The 17,613-nt window shown below is 48.9% G+C and carries 15 protein-coding genes; 8 read left to right on the top strand and 7 right to left on the bottom strand.

Translation table 11 applies throughout. The features are described from left to right. Nucleotides 1-86 precede the first annotated feature (86 nt). Nucleotides 87-1,556, top strand: coding sequence for an Asp-tRNA(Asn)/Glu-tRNA(Gln) amidotransferase subunit GatA (gatA, locus tag PSE6802_RS0101435; protein ID WP_019498300.1), 1,470 nt, complete (start codon nucleotides 87-89; stop codon nucleotides 1,554-1,556). Nucleotides 1,557-1,685: 129 nt separating this feature from the next. Here gatA and PSE6802_RS27295 read toward each other — a convergent pair whose 3' ends face one another. Next, a complete protein-coding gene (locus PSE6802_RS27295; protein ID WP_019498301.1) occupies nucleotides 1,686-4,361 on the bottom strand; it encodes an EAL domain-containing protein in 2,676 nt (891 codons plus the stop codon). 198 nt (nucleotides 4,362-4,559) lie between these two features. Between PSE6802_RS27295 and PSE6802_RS0101445 the strand changes: the two genes are divergently transcribed. Next, the gene (locus PSE6802_RS0101445) at nucleotides 4,560-4,901 is read left to right on the top strand and encodes a hypothetical protein (protein WP_156815369.1); all 342 of its coding nucleotides are present in this window, start codon (nucleotides 4,560-4,562) and stop codon (nucleotides 4,899-4,901) included. Between the two features lie 70 nt (nucleotides 4,902-4,971). Here the strand turns inward: PSE6802_RS0101445 and rpsR are convergent, their stop codons facing one another. The 3 genes from rpsR to PSE6802_RS30660 are packed head-to-tail and all read right to left on the bottom strand — an operon-like array spanning nucleotide 4,972 to nucleotide 6,477. Then, nucleotides 4,972-5,187 (bottom strand): 30S ribosomal protein S18, encoded by a 216-nt coding sequence (rpsR, locus tag PSE6802_RS0101450; protein WP_019498304.1) that lies wholly within the window; start codon nucleotides 5,185-5,187, stop codon nucleotides 4,972-4,974. Between the two features lie 5 nt (nucleotides 5,188-5,192). Next, complete coding sequence (gene rpmG, locus PSE6802_RS31640) at nucleotides 5,193-5,381, bottom strand: 50S ribosomal protein L33 (protein WP_071592246.1); 189 nt, start codon at nucleotides 5,379-5,381, stop codon at nucleotides 5,193-5,195. 58 nt (nucleotides 5,382-5,439) lie between these two features. Further along, nucleotides 5,440-6,477: an RDD family protein gene (locus PSE6802_RS30660; RefSeq protein ID WP_019498305.1), complete on the bottom strand. Its 1,038-nt coding sequence runs from the start codon at nucleotides 6,475-6,477 to the stop codon at nucleotides 5,440-5,442. Nucleotides 6,478-6,730: 253 nt separating this feature from the next. Between PSE6802_RS30660 and PSE6802_RS0101460 the strand changes: the two genes are divergently transcribed. Beyond that, the gene (locus PSE6802_RS0101460) at nucleotides 6,731-6,985 is read left to right on the top strand and encodes a TIGR02450 family Trp-rich protein (RefSeq protein WP_019498306.1); all 255 of its coding nucleotides are present in this window, start codon (nucleotides 6,731-6,733) and stop codon (nucleotides 6,983-6,985) included. Here the strand turns inward: PSE6802_RS0101460 and PSE6802_RS0101465 are convergent. After that, on the bottom strand, nucleotides 6,982-8,535 hold the full coding sequence (locus PSE6802_RS0101465; protein WP_019498307.1) for a hypothetical protein: 1,554 nt from the start codon (nucleotides 8,533-8,535) through the stop codon (nucleotides 6,982-6,984). The genes PSE6802_RS0101460 and PSE6802_RS0101465 overlap by 4 nt on opposite strands. Nucleotides 8,536-8,762: 227 nt before the next feature. Beyond that, on the bottom strand, nucleotides 8,763-9,716 hold the full coding sequence (locus PSE6802_RS0101470; protein ID WP_019498308.1) for an ABC transporter ATP-binding protein: 954 nt from the start codon (nucleotides 9,714-9,716) through the stop codon (nucleotides 8,763-8,765). A 96-nt stretch (nucleotides 9,717-9,812) separates the two neighbouring features. Between PSE6802_RS0101470 and PSE6802_RS0101475 the strand changes: the two genes are divergently transcribed. From PSE6802_RS0101475 to PSE6802_RS0101490, 4 genes are all read left to right on the top strand, one after another. After that, the gene (locus tag PSE6802_RS0101475; RefSeq protein WP_225902644.1) at nucleotides 9,813-10,544 is read left to right on the top strand and encodes a glycosyltransferase; all 732 of its coding nucleotides are present in this window, start codon (nucleotides 9,813-9,815) and stop codon (nucleotides 10,542-10,544) included. 236 nt (nucleotides 10,545-10,780) lie between these two features. Further along, nucleotides 10,781-11,539 carry an ABC transporter ATP-binding protein gene (locus PSE6802_RS0101480; protein WP_019498310.1) on the top strand — a complete coding sequence of 253 codons (759 nt, stop codon included), beginning with the start codon at nucleotides 10,781-10,783 and terminating at the stop codon, nucleotides 11,537-11,539. Between the two features lie 12 nt (nucleotides 11,540-11,551). Next, the gene (locus PSE6802_RS0101485; RefSeq protein WP_019498311.1) at nucleotides 11,552-13,918 is read left to right on the top strand and encodes an ABC transporter permease; all 2,367 of its coding nucleotides are present in this window, start codon (nucleotides 11,552-11,554) and stop codon (nucleotides 13,916-13,918) included. Nucleotides 13,919-13,925: 7 nt separating this feature from the next. Further along, nucleotides 13,926-15,359 (top strand): efflux RND transporter periplasmic adaptor subunit, encoded by a 1,434-nt coding sequence (locus tag PSE6802_RS0101490; RefSeq protein ID WP_019498312.1) that lies wholly within the window; start codon nucleotides 13,926-13,928, stop codon nucleotides 15,357-15,359. Between the two features lie 55 nt (nucleotides 15,360-15,414). On the opposite strand, the gene PSE6802_RS0101495 is transcribed toward PSE6802_RS0101490, so the two are convergent. Next, nucleotides 15,415-15,804 (bottom strand): hypothetical protein, encoded by a 390-nt coding sequence (locus PSE6802_RS0101495; protein ID WP_019498313.1) that lies wholly within the window; start codon nucleotides 15,802-15,804, stop codon nucleotides 15,415-15,417. A gap of 252 nt (nucleotides 15,805-16,056) precedes the next feature. Between PSE6802_RS0101495 and glgA the strand changes: the two genes are divergently transcribed. Then, nucleotides 16,057-17,532, top strand: a complete 1,476-nt coding sequence (glgA, locus tag PSE6802_RS0101500) for a glycogen synthase GlgA (RefSeq protein ID WP_019498314.1) — start codon at nucleotides 16,057-16,059, stop codon at nucleotides 17,530-17,532. Nucleotides 17,533-17,613: the final 81 nt, after the last annotated feature.

Consider the following 17,613-nt stretch of genomic DNA (forward strand, 5'->3'; position numbering starts at 1 on the left):
TAGTGACCTCCTAAGGACGACAACCTCAATTTGCGGGTATATTGTATTTGCTTTCTATGCACTTGTCCAGCCAGTTAAACCATTCCATGCTATCAATCAGGGAAATTCACCAACAATTAACTAATCGCGATCGCTCGGCTACAGAAATTACGCAGGAGTTCCTAGATCGTATTGCAGTCCTAGAGCCGTCTTTGCACAGCTTCATTACCGTGACATCTGAGTTTGCGATCGCCCAAGCTAAGCAGGTCGATAGCCAGATCGCGGCGAATGCAGAGTTACCTATGCTAGCAGGTGTACCCGTTGGGATCAAGGACAATATGTGCGTGCCGGGAATTCCTACAACCTGTGGTTCCCGGATCCTCAAGCATTTTACGCCGCCCTACATGTCCACCGTAACCAAAAAACTTTTTGGCGCTGGTGCGGTCATGGTTGGTAAAACCAACCTGGACGAATTTGCTATGGGCAGCTCTACGGAAAATTCTGCCTTTCATCTCACGGCAAATCCTTGGGATCTCAAGTGCGTACCTGGTGGTTCGTCGGGTGGTTCAGCAGCAGCAGTTGCTAGCGGGGAATGCGCGGTTGCCACTGGCTCGGATACTGGTGGTTCTATTCGTCAACCTGCTTCATTTTGCGGTGTGGTCGGCCTCAAGCCCACCTATGGTTTGATCTCGCGATTTGGTCTAGTAGCATTTGCTTCGTCGCTCGACCAGATCGGGCCGTTTGCCCGCACGGTTGAGGATGCTGCCATCTTACTAGAAGCAATGGCGGGTTACGATCCTAACGACTCAACCAGTCTCAAGGTCGAGATTCCTAAATATTCCGAACTACTAACTCCAGATCTAACCCAATCTCTGGCTGGTAAAAAGGTGGGCGTGATTGCCGAAACCTTTGGCGAAGGTTTAGATGGGGAAGTAGAGGCGGCGGTCAGGGCGGCGATCGCCCACCTGGAGGACATGGGTGCCGAGATCCACGAAATTTCATGCCCTCGTTTCCGCTATGGCTTACCCACCTACTACATCATCGCGCCTTCGGAAGCATCCGCTAATCTGGCTCGCTACGATGGCGTTAAGTACGGCTTGCGCGATGCCGATGCCGAGAACCTGATTAGCATGTACTCGCAAACACGGGAGGCTGGATTTGGTGCCGAGGTAAAGCGCCGCATCATGATTGGCACCTATGTTTTGTCGGCGGGTTATTACGATGCCTACTACCTCAAAGCTCAAAAAGTCCGCACATTGATCAAAGATGACTTTGACAAAGCATTTGCCCAAGTTGACGTACTGGTCAGCCCCACCGCTCCCGTCACCGCATTTAAAGCAGGCAGTAAAACCGCCGATCCGCTCAGCATGTACCTCACCGACCTGATGACAATTCCAGTTAACTTAGCAGGACTACCTGGTTTGAGCTTACCCTGTGGATTTGACAGTAAAGGTATGCCGATCGGCCTCCAGGCGATCGCTAATGTCTTGCGGGAAGACGTGTTGCTCCAGGTTGCCTATGCCTACGAGCAGTCAACCGAGTGGCACAAAAAACAACCCACTGGAATTGGGAATTAGCAATCAGTCCTTGGAAGTCCAGACCACAGCGAAAGATACTGCAAGCTATGCGGCAGTGCTTTTCGATCTGAATTGAAAAACGCTATAGCAGATCGCCTAAAAAAAGGGGATATGTTAGGGTCAGTTTGCCTACAAAATAAGCGGTCTTGGTTGGTCAATTACGTAACCTTGGGCATGGTTGACCCCCAGGGCACTAATTTTTTGCAGAATCGCTTTACTGGAGACAAACTCGGCAATAGTCTGGATGCCCATTTCTTGAGCAATGCGATTGATTGATGCCACGATCGCTTCTGCAACCGAATCTTTGATAATGTCTTTCACAAAGCTCCCATCAATTTTCAAGTAGTCGATCGGTAAGGACTTCAAATACGCAAAAGATGACATGCCACTACCAAAATCATCCAGGGAAAACTGACATCCCATGTTCCTGAGCGCGTGCATCAATTGTATTGCTCGATTCAGATTTGAAATCGCTACGGTTTCAGTGATTTCAAAGCAAATTATTTTAGGCGGGATTTTATATATGTCAAATTGTTCGCGCACAAAATCTATAAATCCAATTTCGTTAATGCTAGCCCCTGAAAGATTGATAGAGTATTGGGATGATAGCTTATCGGTTTGACTGTTCATCCCTGACCTGAAATGACGCGCTAACATGCCGAACAAGGTGCGAATCACCCAGCGATCGATCGCTGGCATCAGTTTGAAACGTTCAGCCGTAGGAATAAACTTCATGGGGGATACTATTGTCCCATCCTCATCAATCATACGCAGTAAAATCTCATAGTGATTTTGTGGCAATGAAGTAGATGGAGCAGTACGCTCTTTACAATCTGGGCTTTGATTAAGACAAACAATGCTCTGGTAGTAGAGGCGAAAGCCATTTTCCGCCAAAGCCCGATTAATCTTTGGCAACCATTGCATCTGTTGCCGTTGTCTGACTAACTCCCGATCGTCAGGCTTGTAGAAGCGAATTTGATTCCAACCAGCTTCCTTGGCAGCATAGCAAGCGGCATCGGCAGTACCCATAATGCTGGCTACATCCAGACTATTGGCGGAAATCTCCACTAAGCCAATGCTAACTCCGATGTTGAAGGTTTTATTGTCCCAAACAAATCCAAACTCCTGGATAATCTGTCGAATTTCTTCGGCAAGGTGTTGAGCTTTTTCAGTCGGACAATCATAGAAAATAATACCAAACTCATCTCCGCCAATCCGTGCGAGCGTATCGGCTTTACGCATTGTTGTCTGCATCAAGGCTGCAACCTGACACAAAAGTTCATCGCCCGCTAAGTGCCCGCAGGTGTCATTAACCACTTTAAAGCGATCGAGATCCAGGTAGGCCAGTACGTGCTGTTTATCCTGGGTTTTGGCGATCGCTAGCGCCTGCCGCAAACAGCGTTCGAATTCCCGCCGATTAACCAAATTGGTGAGAGCATCGTGGCTTGCCTCCCATGACAGCAGATTCTCCATGGCACGCTCGCTAGTGACATCTCGAAATACTAAAACTGCACCAATTACCTCTCCTTCTTTAGTTAGAATGGGAGCAGCGGAATCATCAATTGCGAATTCTTGACCATCACTACCGATCAAGACTGCATTACTAGCTAGCTCTACAACGCGAGCTTCACGCAGTGCTGCTTCCACTGGGCTGGCTAAAGGCTCGCCGGTATGTCCGTCTACAATAGAAAATACTTCGGAAAGCGGGAGACCTTTGGCTTTATCATTTGTCCAGCCGGTAAGCTGTTCGGCAATCGGGTTGAGTTGTTCTACCTCACCTTTCGCATTTGTTGCGATCACTGCATCGCCGATTGAGTAGAGCGTAATTTCAGCCAGTTCTTTAGCTTGAAAAAGATTTTGTTGACTTTGCTTGAGCGCGCTGAGATAATGCTCCAGCCTGCGTAGTAAAGAAAGGGCAACTCCCCCAAATACCGAACCAAATACCAACCCTACTATCAACAGCGATATCAATAAATATAGCAAATTTGCTAGCCCCTGCTTATAGATATCTCTGGGTATATCTACCCGCAGAATCAAAGCTGGTTTGCCATAGATATCATTGACGATCGCATACCCACCAATCTCATCGTTACTGAGCGGGCTGACAAATTTAGTTCGATCCTGGCTTAGTGAAATCCGTGCGACTTGGAAATCGAGGGGCAACTGCGGATCGTCAAATTGCTTAACTGTCACAGATAGGTTAGTAGTGGCAGCTAAGTGCGAGACCTCACTGGCATCGAGGTAACGGGCAAAGATTAAAGTACCGCGACTTGGGCCTTTTGCCTCACTAGTAAGAATCTCCCTCGATACAAGTAGCAAGGGACTTTCCGGCAACATTAAAATCCCTAATGCTCTGATATTGCTGTTTGGCGCAACTGGTCTGAGGAGTGCATTGGGCTTGAGCTGCGATCGCAAGCTTTCAGGGATATCAATGCTCTTGGATTGGATGCGATCGAAACCTTGACCGGCAATCAGGCGATTGGCAGGATCGACAAATAGGATAAAGTTAAGCTTCAACGATAAGAAAGCCTGGGCATGAATGTTTGACTTGACAAAATTAGGATTTTTATCCTGCATAAAATTGTAGGCATCATCCCAGTTTGCCCAGTCACCACTTTTGCTATTAAGAGTAGCGGTTTCGTTGGAGACAGCCTGTAGCAAGCGCTCCACATTTTGGCGTACATCGCGTTGTTCGAGTTGGCTGCTACTTTCGAGGATAATATTTAGCGCGATTCCATATAGCAAACCTATTGGACCGATCAGGGTAAAGAAGATAATCAGTAGAATTTGTTTGCGAAAAATCATGGAACTTGATTATAGTTCGTTGTAAATGAACCTCACTTTCATCATTACTTCTATACCACTACCCATTTTTGATGAGAGGGGGGATAGGAAGGAGAGATTAGTTGCAGAGCTTTTAAATTCATATCACCTAGGTGAGATTATACCCATCTATAACATTAAGTTAAGGGATCTTGGGATATTTTTTAACTAACTAGCAATTTGAACAGCAAACACGAGAGATCGAACGGGGTGCAGGGGTTCCACCTCTGCGTGGGGGCAACGCCCCCATCCGTAAACCACAACAATTTAAATTGGTATAAGGAGATTTCTGGCAAGGGAAATACCCGTAGGGGCAGCGCTCCTGTGCTTGCCCTCAACCAATCGGGGCGATCGCAGATTGCCCCTACAATTATCGGTATGTTTTTTCATGGCAATCTCCTATACCAAATCCTGGTTTGCTGTCCCCTTTTCTTGGAGTTTGCGCAGGCTGACTTTGTTGGTGTAGCTGCAACTTCCAGTCGCCAGGCAATCTTAGGGCTAATTAATGCAGATTTGGTATAACCTCCTAAAACAAACATTGCCCAACCTATTAGATAGGTTGGGCTAATATCAAAAACTTATAAGGAATTAACTAACCTTCTTTATTGATGAAGGGCAACAGAGCAATTGTCCGAGCTTGCTTGATTGCAATCGTTAATTGCCTTTGCTGCTTTGCGGTTAGACCCGTAATGCGGCGAGGTAGAATTTTACCTCGCTCGGTAATAAACTTGCGCAGTAGATCGACATCCTTATAGTCAATCGGTTCAGTGGGTTTGATCGGGGAAAGGCGCTTGCGATAAAAAGCCATAGTAATTACTTAATTTCTTTGTGAACTGTGTGGCGGTTGCAGTGGGGACAGAACTTCTTCAGTTCTAGCCTGGAGGTGGTGTTACGACGATTTTTGGTAGTCGTGTAGCGAGAAACACCGGGCGATCGCTTATCGATATTAGTGCGACACTCGGTGCATTCCAAAGTAATAATGATGCGAACGCCTTTTGCCATTGGTTTTATTTGAAAGCACGGTCTAACATTATGACATAGTTAATGAACTTTACGCTAGTCAAAAACGCGGTTTTCGTGACTTTTTCTTTTTGTTGGGGCGGCGCGAGTTCTGCGGAGCTTCAAATCGCGGTTCCGAGCGCTGCCAGTCGCGATCGTCGTCGGTGTAAGGGTCTTCGTTGTAGTTTGCCTTGTAGCGATCGATGCCTCGATTATTTACTCTGTTTTCCCGATTGCTCTGCGTGTAAGGCTCTTCATCCCAATCGTCCCAATCATCAAATCGATCCTGTCGCTCTTGGCGTGGCGATCGCCCGTAATTTTGGTCGTAACGATCCTGCCCATAACGGTTCCGCGCACTGCGATTTTGGCTTTGCTGCTGGTCGGGATCCTCGTCGTAGCGATCGTCATAGGGTTGACGATAATTTCTTTCTCCCCAGCCATCATCGCTGCCATACTCATCAAAATCGTCAAATTCGTCGTAGTCCTGACTGTAGCCTCGATCGTAGCCCTGGGTGTAACCCATGCGACGATCTCTACTACTTTGGTAAGCTTTGCTGGCACTGCGGCTAGCTTGACCGAATAGTTTGGTGACTTTTTGGTCGAGTTGTAATCCTTTACGGCAGGCAATCACGATCGTGCCAGCGAGGCGATCGTGCAATGTTTGCATCTTTTCGGAGTCAGCCAGGGCAATGACACCATCGGCAACGATCGGAATCAGCGCAAACAGGCCGATCGTATTGGTGAGGCCGCCATAGCTAAATCCAGCCAGTACAAAAGCCATCCCCAAGTAGATTACAGATTCGCGTTTCAGCAATTCCAGCACGCCCGCAGTTTTGCCATAGGTCATATCTACAACCCTAATGCTCAGCAACCACCGACCCAGGCTTTGCCCCTGATTCTTGCCTGCAACGATCACGCGGTTAATTAGCCAGGCTATCCCAAAAATTATCAAGCCCAAGCCAGAATTACCTAACCCCAAAAGTGCCTCAATTAATTGCCCCAAGAACGCACAGGCAATAAAATCCACAAACAGAGCGGCATTACGTTGAGCTAGACGTGCGAGGGCAAGTCGAGAATATGCAGGTTCGTAATCCATCATAAAAAGATGTGCTGGGCGATTGTTAAAATACTTTAAAGGCGTTTGGCATACTTGGCGCAACTCCCCTGATTGTAAACCATTGCTTCGATGCCAATACTATAGTTACGACCATATTCAGATCTATTAGTACAAGGGGGTGTGGGGGCTGCGCCCCCACGCAGGGGAGGCAGGGCGGTCTTGGGGGTTTCCCCCTAGAGCCACTGCCGTGTTCCACCCCTGCACCCCATCCTAAGCCTGTTGGCTATGGCTATATATGTCTAAAAAGCAAAAGTTCCCCTATCTAGTCGGCTCCAAATGGACGGCTTTACAAGAAACATTTGGTTGGCGGCATTTTGTGGTAACCAATCGCAAAAATGAGGGCAGTTTAGTTTTTGCAGAAATGAAAGCCGCCTGCGATCGCTCGGTGAGATTCTGGCTAAATGCCAAAGCCTTGCGGGATAGATCGTTATGGTTACCTGGCTGGAAAGCCCTGGACGAACGGTTGCCCGTCATTGCTGAAGACGATTAGGCTGGCAGGGTACCGCTGCGATCCGTGCTTAACTGTTGCAGTTTCGTGGCAAGACGGAATCCCAAGGCGATCGCAATAATCGCCTGCACGACAATCCCCACGACTAAATTTGCTTCAGAGGCTGCACCTGATGGATACACTGGAAGCCCGAGGATAATCCACAGTAGCGGCACGCGCTCGGGCGTAAGCGACAACAGACTCAAAAAGATAGGGGGTAAGATCGTAATACTGACAATCGTTCCCCATGCCCACACGACAGGACGCTGGATTTTTAAAGACAAGATTAACTGCACGATCGTGGCATAGACGAGCATCGTCGTGGAAAAAAGTACTAGCGCGAGGATTCCTTTCAGTTTGTAAGTGCTGTCGTTCCACAGACTTACCCAAGGGATGAGTAGAGCATTGGCGATAATGAGATTCACCGCGATCGCGATCGGAGCGGGGCTTTTATCTGCCCAGATCAAATCTCGTACCAAACCTCCTCTCTGCAAACCATAACGTACCCAGTCCAGAAGTGCTTGTCTCTGAGTTGACAGGGACGCAATCAAAATGAGAAAACAGATGAAATTAAAAACATAGAGTCCCCCAAATTGAGCGAGGTAGATTAGCCGATCGGGGGGATTGCCGGAATATAAGCAAAAACCCAGACAGAAAACTTCTAAGAAGGCAACGGTGTAATAGCTTTGTTTTTTGCCGATCGCGGTTGCACTTGGACTATTAAAGCGTCGTTTGACTAATTGCCAAACCCCATAGGTACCGATACCAAGGACAGCCAGGGTAAAGATATGAGATGTGAAAGGATTTTCGGCTAGCTGGAGATAAAACCACTGAAAATCTGGGATGGAGTTAATTGCGAAAACGGTTCTAGAGAAAGAACTCCAGGTCGTACTTAAATTCCAAAACATGTAAATATTGGTAAGCCAAAGCGTAACAAACGCCAACAGGATAGGCCCGCTAGATATACGCCCCGCAATCAGGATGCGATCGCCGCTCCAAAGCGCCTGGAGCACTGCGGCGCTAAACAGAAATATGCCCGTCGCTAGCAATAGCACGTAATAACTGACTAGAAAGCCAATAGGCGTGCCTGCATTAATGGCAGCGACAACATGTAGAGGTACGATCAGTGCTACACCTAAATACGACAAGATCGGTACGCCTAAGAGTTTGCCGACCAGAATGCTGAAACAGGAACGAGGACTGAGGCGGATAAAATTGAGCGTGCCGCGCCTTTCCTCTTGGGTGAGGTCGGCCACGAGCGCATAGACTCCGGCAGCAAAAAAGATAAAAGGCAAAAGCCAGGCAATAAAGCGAAATTGGTCTTGCCACCAGATCGGCCAGTTAACCGTGCAGGGTGTTGCCGTATCCAAACAATACCGCGAATACCTCTGCCCTTCTCTAGGTAAAGATTGCCAAAAAGAGAGGATAAATAGGAGTTGAAAAACAACCGAGCCAGCTACAGTAACTGCGACGCTACGAAACTTTAGCCTACCTTTCAGTTCTCTCAACAGTTGCGGATTCCAGTCACCGATTTGATTTAGTAGTTGATTCATAGTTCATGATTTGTGGTTCGACATAGGCGGGGGATATCGCAGGGGTTTAGCATTTGTCTGTCAATCTCCACATCAAACCCAAGCATCCCTTACAAATGCTAAACCCTTACGGGGCGGTTGGGCGTTCGGCGTTAGGGGTTGTGTTGTGTTTTCGTTTTTTGTCATTTAGATTTTAGGGATTGATTGTAAATATCTCTTTCTCTATCAACAACCGACAATCAGCCAATTTAAGTTGTTTGTTTGTAGCCGAGCTTGAGGAAGATTGCTTCCAGGCTTTCCTGGGTGCGACGAAATTCGGTAATGGGAACGCCTGATTCAATTAGCGATCGCAATAAGGCAGCACATGCTTCCAAATCGCCAGTGAAATCGATCCTAACTCCGTTAATGCCATCTAAAACCTCGCAGTTCGCAACGTGGGGTTGCGATCGCAGAGCAGATTCTAAAATTGATGCTTTATCCAAGGATGAGATGACAATCTGTTGCCGCCCCTGTCGTTCGTACAGATCGTGCAGGCGAGAGCTTTCTACCATGCGTCCCAACTCCATAATGCCAATGGAGCTACACATCTCTGCGAGGTCGCTCAGGATGTGGGATGAGATCAGAATGGTCATGCCCTCAGCCTGAAGACCTTTGATAATATTGCGAAACTCAACGCGGGCGATCGGGTCTAAGCCTGAAACTGGCTCGTCGAGTAGTAATAAGGTGGGCGAGTGGATAATCGTTCGTGCCAGGCTGAGGCGTTGTTTCATGCCCCGCGATAGGGTGGCGATGAGACTGTCGCGCTTATTGCCCAGGCTAACCAACTCGATGACTTGATGTAAGCGCTGGATGCGATGCGTTCCTTGCAGGTGATACAGCCGCGCAAAATAGTCGAGGTAGTCCCAGACCGTTAGATCGTCGTAAAGAGGAAAATCATCTGGTAAAAAGCCGAGCTTGCGTTTGAGATGTGGGTTAGCTTCTCCCCGCAAGAAGCGCTCCCCACCAATGTAAATTTCGCCATTAGTCGGTTCCTCAGCGGCGGCTAACATCCGAATCAAAGTCGTTTTACCCGCACCGTTCGGCCCGATTAGACCGTAGACTTCACCGTTGGCGATATTTAAAGTAACATTATTAACAGCGGTCTGTTGCTCGAATTGTTTGGTCAGACCGCTCGTCCGCACCGCTAGTTCTTCTGTTGCCATATAGGTTATCCCAGTGTTTTAGCTCCCATGCCAGCCAAAATTCAGTATAAGGTGAGTAACTAACATAACGCAGGAGCCATAAGTATTCTAGTTTCTATTGTTCTACCTTGTTTTAACGAGTTGCGTCACGGTTACCTGGAACGCATTTTGCTTAATCTCCAGAATCAAAAAGGGGATAAGGAAATTATTTTTGCAATCGGGTCTAGCAGCGATCGCACCGAGGAAACCATCCGCCATGCTCGCCCGCAACTGGAACAGACTGGTGTAGTAAAGATTCTGCAATCCAATGCCACCAATCGCGCTCAGCGACTCAATTGCGGCATTGCTGCCAGTACGGGTGCAGTCGTGCTATTGCACCATCCTGCCACCTTACTACCTGAGGGCAATGCCTTGGTAAATTTGCAAACAGCAATGGCTCAGTCACAAAGCCTGTGGGGCGGCTTTCACCATCGCTTCGATCTGGAGCACTGGTTATTGGACTTCACATCCTGGTACTCCAACCACATCCGCACCAAACGCAGGGGAATCGTGTATTTAGATCACTGCATCTTTGCCGATCGCAAATTACTCAATCGGGTAGGTAACGTCCCCGATCGCGATATTTTTGAGGATACGATACTGAGCGATCGCCTGCGACAGTTTGGAATGCCCGTCCTGGCAAAAGGTTATGTCACCACTTCAGCCAGGCGATTTCGACAAAGAGGTATTTACAAGCAAGCACTTTTAAATCAAATCCTCAAACTTGGTTATTATTGCGGCATAGATCCTAAATCAATGAATAAGCTTTACGAGCGCAAAGTAGCGATTAACAACGACTACGATGACTGAAATGGTTGTTTCAGGACATTTCTCATAAATAAAATGCCTGTAAGGGCAGGTTTTGCAGTCAATCTACGCCTATAACCATTATATTTGGGATAAACCTGCCCCTACCCCAGGGGATATATTTTCTCTTAGAAATCTTCTGAATCCATGTCTGGCAAAAGTCCTCACAAGTTTCTCAAGTTTCCGACTTAAAGTAGGAGGTAAGGCTCTAGATCTATTATGTTGGGTATGACTTAGACATGACACAGAATCGCTATCGCTGGGATCGCGCTTATCCAGAGCCTCAAATACCTCCTGGTGTTGTGTTTCACGTTCGCGGCATTACCAAAGTTTATCGAATGGGCGAAGTCGAAGTTCATGCTTTGCGATCGCTAGACCTCGATCTCTACGAAGGCGAATTTATGGTGTTGTTGGGGCCGTCGGGCAGCGGCAAATCGACTCTGCTTAATATTTTGGGCGGACTCGATATCCCCACTAGCGGGCAAATTTGGTTTCGCCAGCACGATCTGACCCACGCCAGCGATATCGAGCTGACACGCTTCCGTCGCAATTGTGTGGGCTTCATTTTTCAGTTCTACAATCTGATTCCCAGTCTCACTGCCCGCGAAAACGTGGCGCTGGTGACGGATATTGTTGCCAATCCCATGCCTCCAGAAGCTGCCCTAGAGATTGTGGGATTGGGCGATCGCCTCGATCGTTTTCCGGCGCAGCTATCGGGTGGCGAGCAACAACGGGTGGCGATCGCCCGCGCCATTGCCAAGCGTCCAGAAGTGTTGCTGTGCGACGAGCCTACGGGCGCGCTGGATTACACCACTGGCAAATTAGTTTTGGAAGCGCTAGCGCAGGTAAATCAAGAATTGGGAACGACGACTGCCGTGATTACTCACAATGCGGGCATTGCTGCCATGGCCGATCGGGTGGTAACGATGCGCAGCGGTGAAATTATCCGCATTCAGCGCAATGCCCAAAAAGTGTCGCCTGCAGAATTGGAGTGGTAAACAGCAGGGGTTATGAAGGCGATCGATCGCAAACTAATCCGAGAGTTAATGCAGTTGCGCGGGCAAGCGCTGGCGATCGCACTGGTAGTGGCTTGTGGCATTGCCAGTTTTGTCTCGATGTTAAGTGCCTATGAGTCTCTGAAATTATCCCAAGCAACTTACTACGAACAGTATCGATTTGCCCAAGTGTTCGTGCAATTGAAGCGATCGCCGGAGTCATTGAGAACGCAAATTGAGGCAATCCCAGGGGTATCTCAAGTCCAAACGCGCGTGGTTGCAGATGTCAATTTGGATATTCCCGGACGAGGCGAACCATCGACCGGGAGGTTGATTGCAATTCCCGACCGCCAACAACCGATGTTGAACGATCTCTACATTCGGCAGGGACGTTATATTCAGAGCGATCGCCGCGATGAAGTACTGGTACACGAAAACTTTGCTAAGGCGCATAACTTGCAGTTAGGAGATACAATCGGAGCCATAATTAACGGACGGTGGCAAACATTGCGAATTGTCGGGATCGCCTTGTCACCGGAATATGTCTACGCCATTCAGGGAACGGGCGACATGTTCCCAGATAATCAGCGCTTTGGCATTCTCTGGATGGGGCGCAAAGCACTGGGAACGGCGTTTAATCTCGACGGAGCATTTAACGATGTCACGCTGTCTCTGATGCCGAACGCGATCGAAGCCGATGTAATTTTCCATTTGGATCGCCTGTTGAAACAGTATGGAGGATTAGGGGCTTATGGCAGAAAAGACCAGCTTTCCAATCGCTTCCTTTCCGAAGAAATTACGCAACTGCAAGGAACTGCCACCTTTGTGCCTTCAATTTTCCTTGGCATTGCCGCCTTTCTGTTACATATTCTCCTGTCTCGTCTGATTAGCACGCAGCGCGATCGCATTGCGGTGCTCAAAGCCTTTGGCTACAGTAACTGGGCGATCGCCTGGCATTATTTGAAATTTCTGCTGGCGATCGTCTCGGTCGGAGCGCTGCTCGGCACTGCCCTGGGTTTGTGGTTTGGTGCGGCAGTGACGCATAACTATGCCCGATTTTTCTCGTTTCCAGTTCTCCGCTATGCCGCAGGTTTCGGTATCGTAGTCGGTGCCATTTTCATCAGTGGCGGTTCCGCATGCCTGGGCGCGCTCGCAGCAGTCCGCAAAGCTGTCTCCCTGCCACCGGCGGAAGCGATGCGTCCCGAACCTCCAGCTCGGTTTCAACCGACGCTCGTGGAACGCTGGGGCTTTCAGCACGTCTTCTCTCCTGTGGGGCGAATTATTCTTCGCAATCTGGAACGGAAGCCGATCCAATCTGCCTTAACTACGCTGGGCATTGCTCTGGCGATCGCCATGCTGGTGGTCGGTCGCTATTTCACCGATGCCATGCAAACTATGATCGACATGCAGTTTCGCCAGATCCAACGTGAAGACGTAACGATCGTATTTAACGAACCGCGTCCAGCGCGAGCGCAATACGACGTGACTCATTTGCCTGGAGTTTTGCAAGCCGAACTGTTTCGGATGGTGCCGGTGCGCCTCCAGTTCGAACATCGCACCTATCGTACTGCATTAACCGGACTGGATGCCCAGGGCGAGCTGCGACGATTGCTCGATCGCCATCTCAAACTCGTCTACATCCCGATGAATGGGGTGGTGCTGACGGCAAAACTGGCTGAAATTCTCGGGGTGAGTCCGGGCGATCGCCTGACGGTCGAAGTCCTGGAAGGAGAGCGACCCATCCGTTCGATCCCCGTGGCTGGGCTAGTTGACGAACTGATTGGCGTTTCGGCTTACATGGACGTTCGTGCCCTGCACCAAATGATGCGCGAAAGCGGTACGATTTCCGGTGCCTACCTCTCAGTCGATGACCTCCAACTCGATCGCCTGTACGCCTTACTCAAACAGACCCCAGCCGTTGCCGGGGTTTCGGTGCGAGCCAGAGCGATCGCTCGGTTTGAAGAAACGATCGCGGGCAGTTTGGGCATCTTCACCGCCGTTCTGGTCGCATTTGCTTGTATTATTGCCTTTGGAGTCGTGTACAATGCCGCTCGCATTGCTTTATCCGAGCGCGATCGAGAACTGGCAACGCTGCGAGTCATCGGTTTTACGCAAGCAGAGATCTCCGTCATTCTGTTAGGGGAACAAGCTCTATTAACGATCGCGGCAATTCCAATCGGATTTGCAATTGGATTTGGCTTCTCTGCTTTATTATCGCTCACCTACAACTCCGAACTCTATCGCATTCCCTTAGTCGTGACGCGATCGTCCTATGCGTTTGCCACAATTGTGATAACGATCGCCGCTCTGATCTCAGGCGCGATCGTGCGCCGCCAACTGGCTCAACTCGATCTAATCGCCGTTCTCAAAACGAGAGAGTGAAGATGTTATGAAACATTTACCCAAATCTCCCCAACCCCCATCAGAATCGCTCGATCGCGCGCTCAATAATAAACGGGAACCGGATCGAGCGATGCCCGATCGCGACAAACCGACCGCCAAACGCTCCCTGAAAAAGTGGGTGTATGTCATTCTAGGGGTTGGGGTTGGCCTCGCTCTAGTTTGGGCGTTTCGTCCCACTCCCATTGCTGTCGATACGGCCAGGGTAGAACGCGGCGACCTGCAAGTGGCGGTCAATGCGGAGGGCAAAACCCGCGTCCGCGATCGCTATACGATCTCCGCTGATGTGGCGGGTCAGTTGGAACGCATCCAACTTAAGGAAGGCGATCCGGTGCGCTCGGGCGCGATCGTAGCTCGCATCGAACCCTTACCCCTCGACGCATCGGTACGACAAACCCTGGCTCAGTTGGCGCAATGGCGAGCCGAACGCGAAGGGGTTGCCACCCAACGCCCCAAAACAGCTAGCTTAGAGCAGGCCCAAAGCCGGATTCGCGCCGCGATCGCTACTCAACAACAAGCAGAAGCAAAAGTTGTAGCTACTCAAGCTGCCCTGGAACAAGCGCAGCGCGATCTGCAACGCATCCGAGATTTAGCAGCAGGGGGGGCGATCTCTCGCCAGGATCGGGAAAATGCAGAACTCAACGCCACCACTAAAGCCAAAGAACGAGATGCTGCCATCCTCGCGGCCAGAACAGCCGCGTCCGAAGTAGACGTAGCGCAAGCCGAACTCAAAGTTCTCCAACTCAAGCAAAGCGACCCCGATTATTTACTCAAGGTCTACGATGCTCGCATAGCTAGCGTTTCAGCCGAGTTAGCCAGATTGCAAGCGGATGCCAAGCGGACAGAAGTGCGATCGCCCGTCAGCGGACGAGTTCTGAAAATTCGGCAGCAGAGCGCTCAATATGTCACGGCAGGTACTCCCCTTCTGGAACTCGCCGATCCTGGCAAATTGGAATTGGTAATTGATGTCCTGTCGAGCGATGCCTTGAAGATTAAGCACGGTAACACGATTCTGGTGAATCCGGGGGCAGATACCCCTCTTTTACGTGCCAAAGTACGCTTAATCGAACCGTCAGCATTCACGAAGGTATCGGCGCTAGGGGTGGAAGAGCAACGAGTGAATATAATTGGCGACTTTGTCGATGCATCGCGGTTGGGAGATGCCTATCGCGTTGACGTTCAGATCGTCGTGTGGCAAGGAAAATCTGTCTTACAGGTGCCCTTGAGCGCCATCTTTCGATGCCAGCGCACAAACTGGTGCGTTTTTACAGTTCAGGATGGCAAAGCTATATCTCAAACCGTGGCGATCGGGCAACGGAGCGATTTAGCCGCAGAAATCCTCCAGGGTCTCCAACCTGGAGAAATAGTCGTACTGCACCCAACTGAACAGATTCAGTCAGGCACTCCGGTCAAGCCACGCTAAATGTTGGTGGCGCTCTTAATTTCGTAATGCTACTAAAAGCTTGCGATCGCCTAAGCTATGGCTGTGCTGAATTCCCTTGTTGTACTGCTGGCATGAGATCGTTCAGTTCTTCAATTCTTAACATCCGAATATCTCGAACGGATGCTGCAAACCAAGGAAGTTTTTGAGACAGATCGATCGCAGCAAGAACGCAGGTAACTGCATTGATATTCTCGTTACCGAAATAAACGCTACCTTGCTGCCAATTAAATCCATGCCTCTGCAAAATTTTTCGGATCTCAATATATGCGTTGTTGTAAGGATCGCCGTAGTTATTTCTTAAGGACTCGATGTCCATATCAAAAGAAATTGCGTACACTCTAACTCCTGCAACACTATTTTGAGGATGAATTGCCTGCGTACGAATTTTAGCTTCTAACGACTTGTTGATTGCTTCAGAAAGCATCCATACCTCCCTAGGTCTCTAACCATGACTAAGTCTAACCTTATAGTCACGAGCATAGTTAATTTTTTACCCAGTCGATCGCCACTCTTGCCCCAATACCCAATAGGTCATTGAAAAACGCTATATGAGGAAATCTTGAACCGCAAACCCAAATTTGTACCAAATGGCTTAGGCAATTGTTACCAGAAAAATATTATCTTTTGTAAATGGTGATGATTCGTTTTATTTGACATTTTAGTTTGAGGAGCAAAGATGTACATTGTGCAAATAGCCTCTGAGTGTGCCCCTGTAATTAAAGCTGGAGGCTTGGGCGATGTGGTTTACGGGCTTAGCAGGGAGCTGGGAATTCGCGGTCATGGTGTTGAGATTATTTTGCCCAAGTATGATTGCATGCGCTACGACCACATTTGGGGCTTGCACGATGCGTATCAAAATCTAGTAGTACCTTGGTACGGCGCAGCGATTACCTGCTCGGTACATTGTGGCTGGGTGCATGGGTTGCAATGTTTCTTTATCGATCCCCACTCTAACGATCTGTTCTTCAATCGGGGCTACTACTATGGCGGTCAAGACGATCAAATGCGGTTTGCCTTTTTTAGCAAAGCTGCCCTGGAGTTTCTACTGCAAACTGGCAAGCGTCCCGATATAATTCACTGTCACGATTGGCAAACGGGTTTGATTCCGGTCATGCTCTACGAAATGTACAGATACTATGGCATGGAGAACCAGCGCGTTTGTTACACCATTCATAACTTCAAGCATCAAGGTATTGCTGGGGTTGACGTGCTGTGGGCGACTGGGTTAAACCGCGAACCCTATTACTTCGCTCAAGATCGCCTGGGCGATAACTTCAATCCCTTCGCGCTGAATTTTATGAAGGGTGGTATTGTCTACTCCAACTTTATCAACACGGTTTCGCCTCACCATGCCTGGGAAGCCCGCTATTCCGATGTGGGCTGCGGCCTATCCCATACCTTAGACGTGCATAACCATAAGTTTGGTGGCATCCTCAACGGCATTGACTGCGAAGTCTGGAATCCTGAAGTAGATCGCTACATTCCCTATCACTTCAACAAGGACGATCTAACTGGCAAAGCGAAAAACAAAAAAGCGCTACGCGAGCGGCTAATGTTGGGGCATGGCGATAAGCCTCTGATTTGCTACATCGGTCGCTTAGACGATCAAAAGGGCGTGCATCTCGTGCATCATGCCATCTATTATGCACTCAGTCGGAACGCACAGTTTGTGTTATTAGGTTCCCCTACTGAACCAGCGATTAACTCCTGGTTCTGGCATGAAAAGATGCATTTGAATAATAATCCTGACTGCCATTTAGAATTAGGGTTCAATGAGGAACTATCTCACCTGATCTATGCTGGGGCGGACGCGATCGTCGTTCCCAGTAATTACGAACCTTGCGGTCTCACGCAAATGATCGGCTTGAAATATGGTACCGTGCCAATCGTGCGGGGCGTAGGCGGTTTACTGAATACAGTATTCGATCGCGACTACGATACTGAAAAGCTACCCGAGGAGCGCAATGGCTATGTATTCTATCAAACGGATGCCAGTGCTCTAGAATCGGCAATGGATCGGGCGATCGGTCTGTGGTACGAGTACCCACAAGAATTCCAAGAGCTTGTAGTCCAGGGCATGGAATATGACTACTCTTGGAATCACCCAGGTCAAAAATATTTAGGTATCTATGACTATATCCGCCATAAATAAACTCGAAAGACCCATCATTCTAACAATTCAAATGTTGTAGATGGTTCATCCCAAATCCTGTTTAGGGAATTGCGTAAAAAT

Source organism: Pseudanabaena sp. PCC 6802 (assembly GCF_000332175.1).
Lineage (GTDB): Bacteria > Cyanobacteriota > Cyanobacteriia > Pseudanabaenales > Pseudanabaenaceae > PCC-6802.

Coding starts and splice junctions, on each gene's coding strand:
- gatA (WP_019498300.1), top strand. CDS start 87: ATGCTATCAATCAGGGAAATTCACCAACAATTAACTAATCGCGATCGC.
- PSE6802_RS27295 (WP_019498301.1), bottom strand. CDS start 4,361: ATGATTTTTCGCAAACAAATTCTACTGATTATCTTCTTTACCCTGATC.
- rpsR (WP_019498304.1), bottom strand. CDS start 5,187: ATGGCTTTTTATCGCAAGCGCCTTTCCCCGATCAAACCCACTGAACCG.
- rpmG (WP_071592246.1), bottom strand. CDS start 5,381: ATGGCAAAAGGCGTTCGCATCATTATTACTTTGGAATGCACCGAGTGT.
- PSE6802_RS30660 (WP_019498305.1), bottom strand. CDS start 6,477: ATGATGGATTACGAACCTGCATATTCTCGACTTGCCCTCGCACGTCTA.
- PSE6802_RS0101460 (WP_019498306.1), top strand. CDS start 6,731: ATGTCTAAAAAGCAAAAGTTCCCCTATCTAGTCGGCTCCAAATGGACG.
- PSE6802_RS0101465 (WP_019498307.1), bottom strand. CDS start 8,535: ATGAATCAACTACTAAATCAAATCGGTGACTGGAATCCGCAACTGTTG.
- PSE6802_RS0101470 (WP_019498308.1), bottom strand. CDS start 9,716: ATGGCAACAGAAGAACTAGCGGTGCGGACGAGCGGTCTGACCAAACAA.
- PSE6802_RS0101480 (WP_019498310.1), top strand. CDS start 10,781: ATGACACAGAATCGCTATCGCTGGGATCGCGCTTATCCAGAGCCTCAA.
- PSE6802_RS0101485 (WP_019498311.1), top strand. CDS start 11,552: ATGAAGGCGATCGATCGCAAACTAATCCGAGAGTTAATGCAGTTGCGC.
- PSE6802_RS0101490 (WP_019498312.1), top strand. CDS start 13,926: ATGAAACATTTACCCAAATCTCCCCAACCCCCATCAGAATCGCTCGAT.
- PSE6802_RS0101495 (WP_019498313.1), bottom strand. CDS start 15,804: ATGCTTTCTGAAGCAATCAACAAGTCGTTAGAAGCTAAAATTCGTACG.
- glgA (WP_019498314.1), top strand. CDS start 16,057: ATGTACATTGTGCAAATAGCCTCTGAGTGTGCCCCTGTAATTAAAGCT.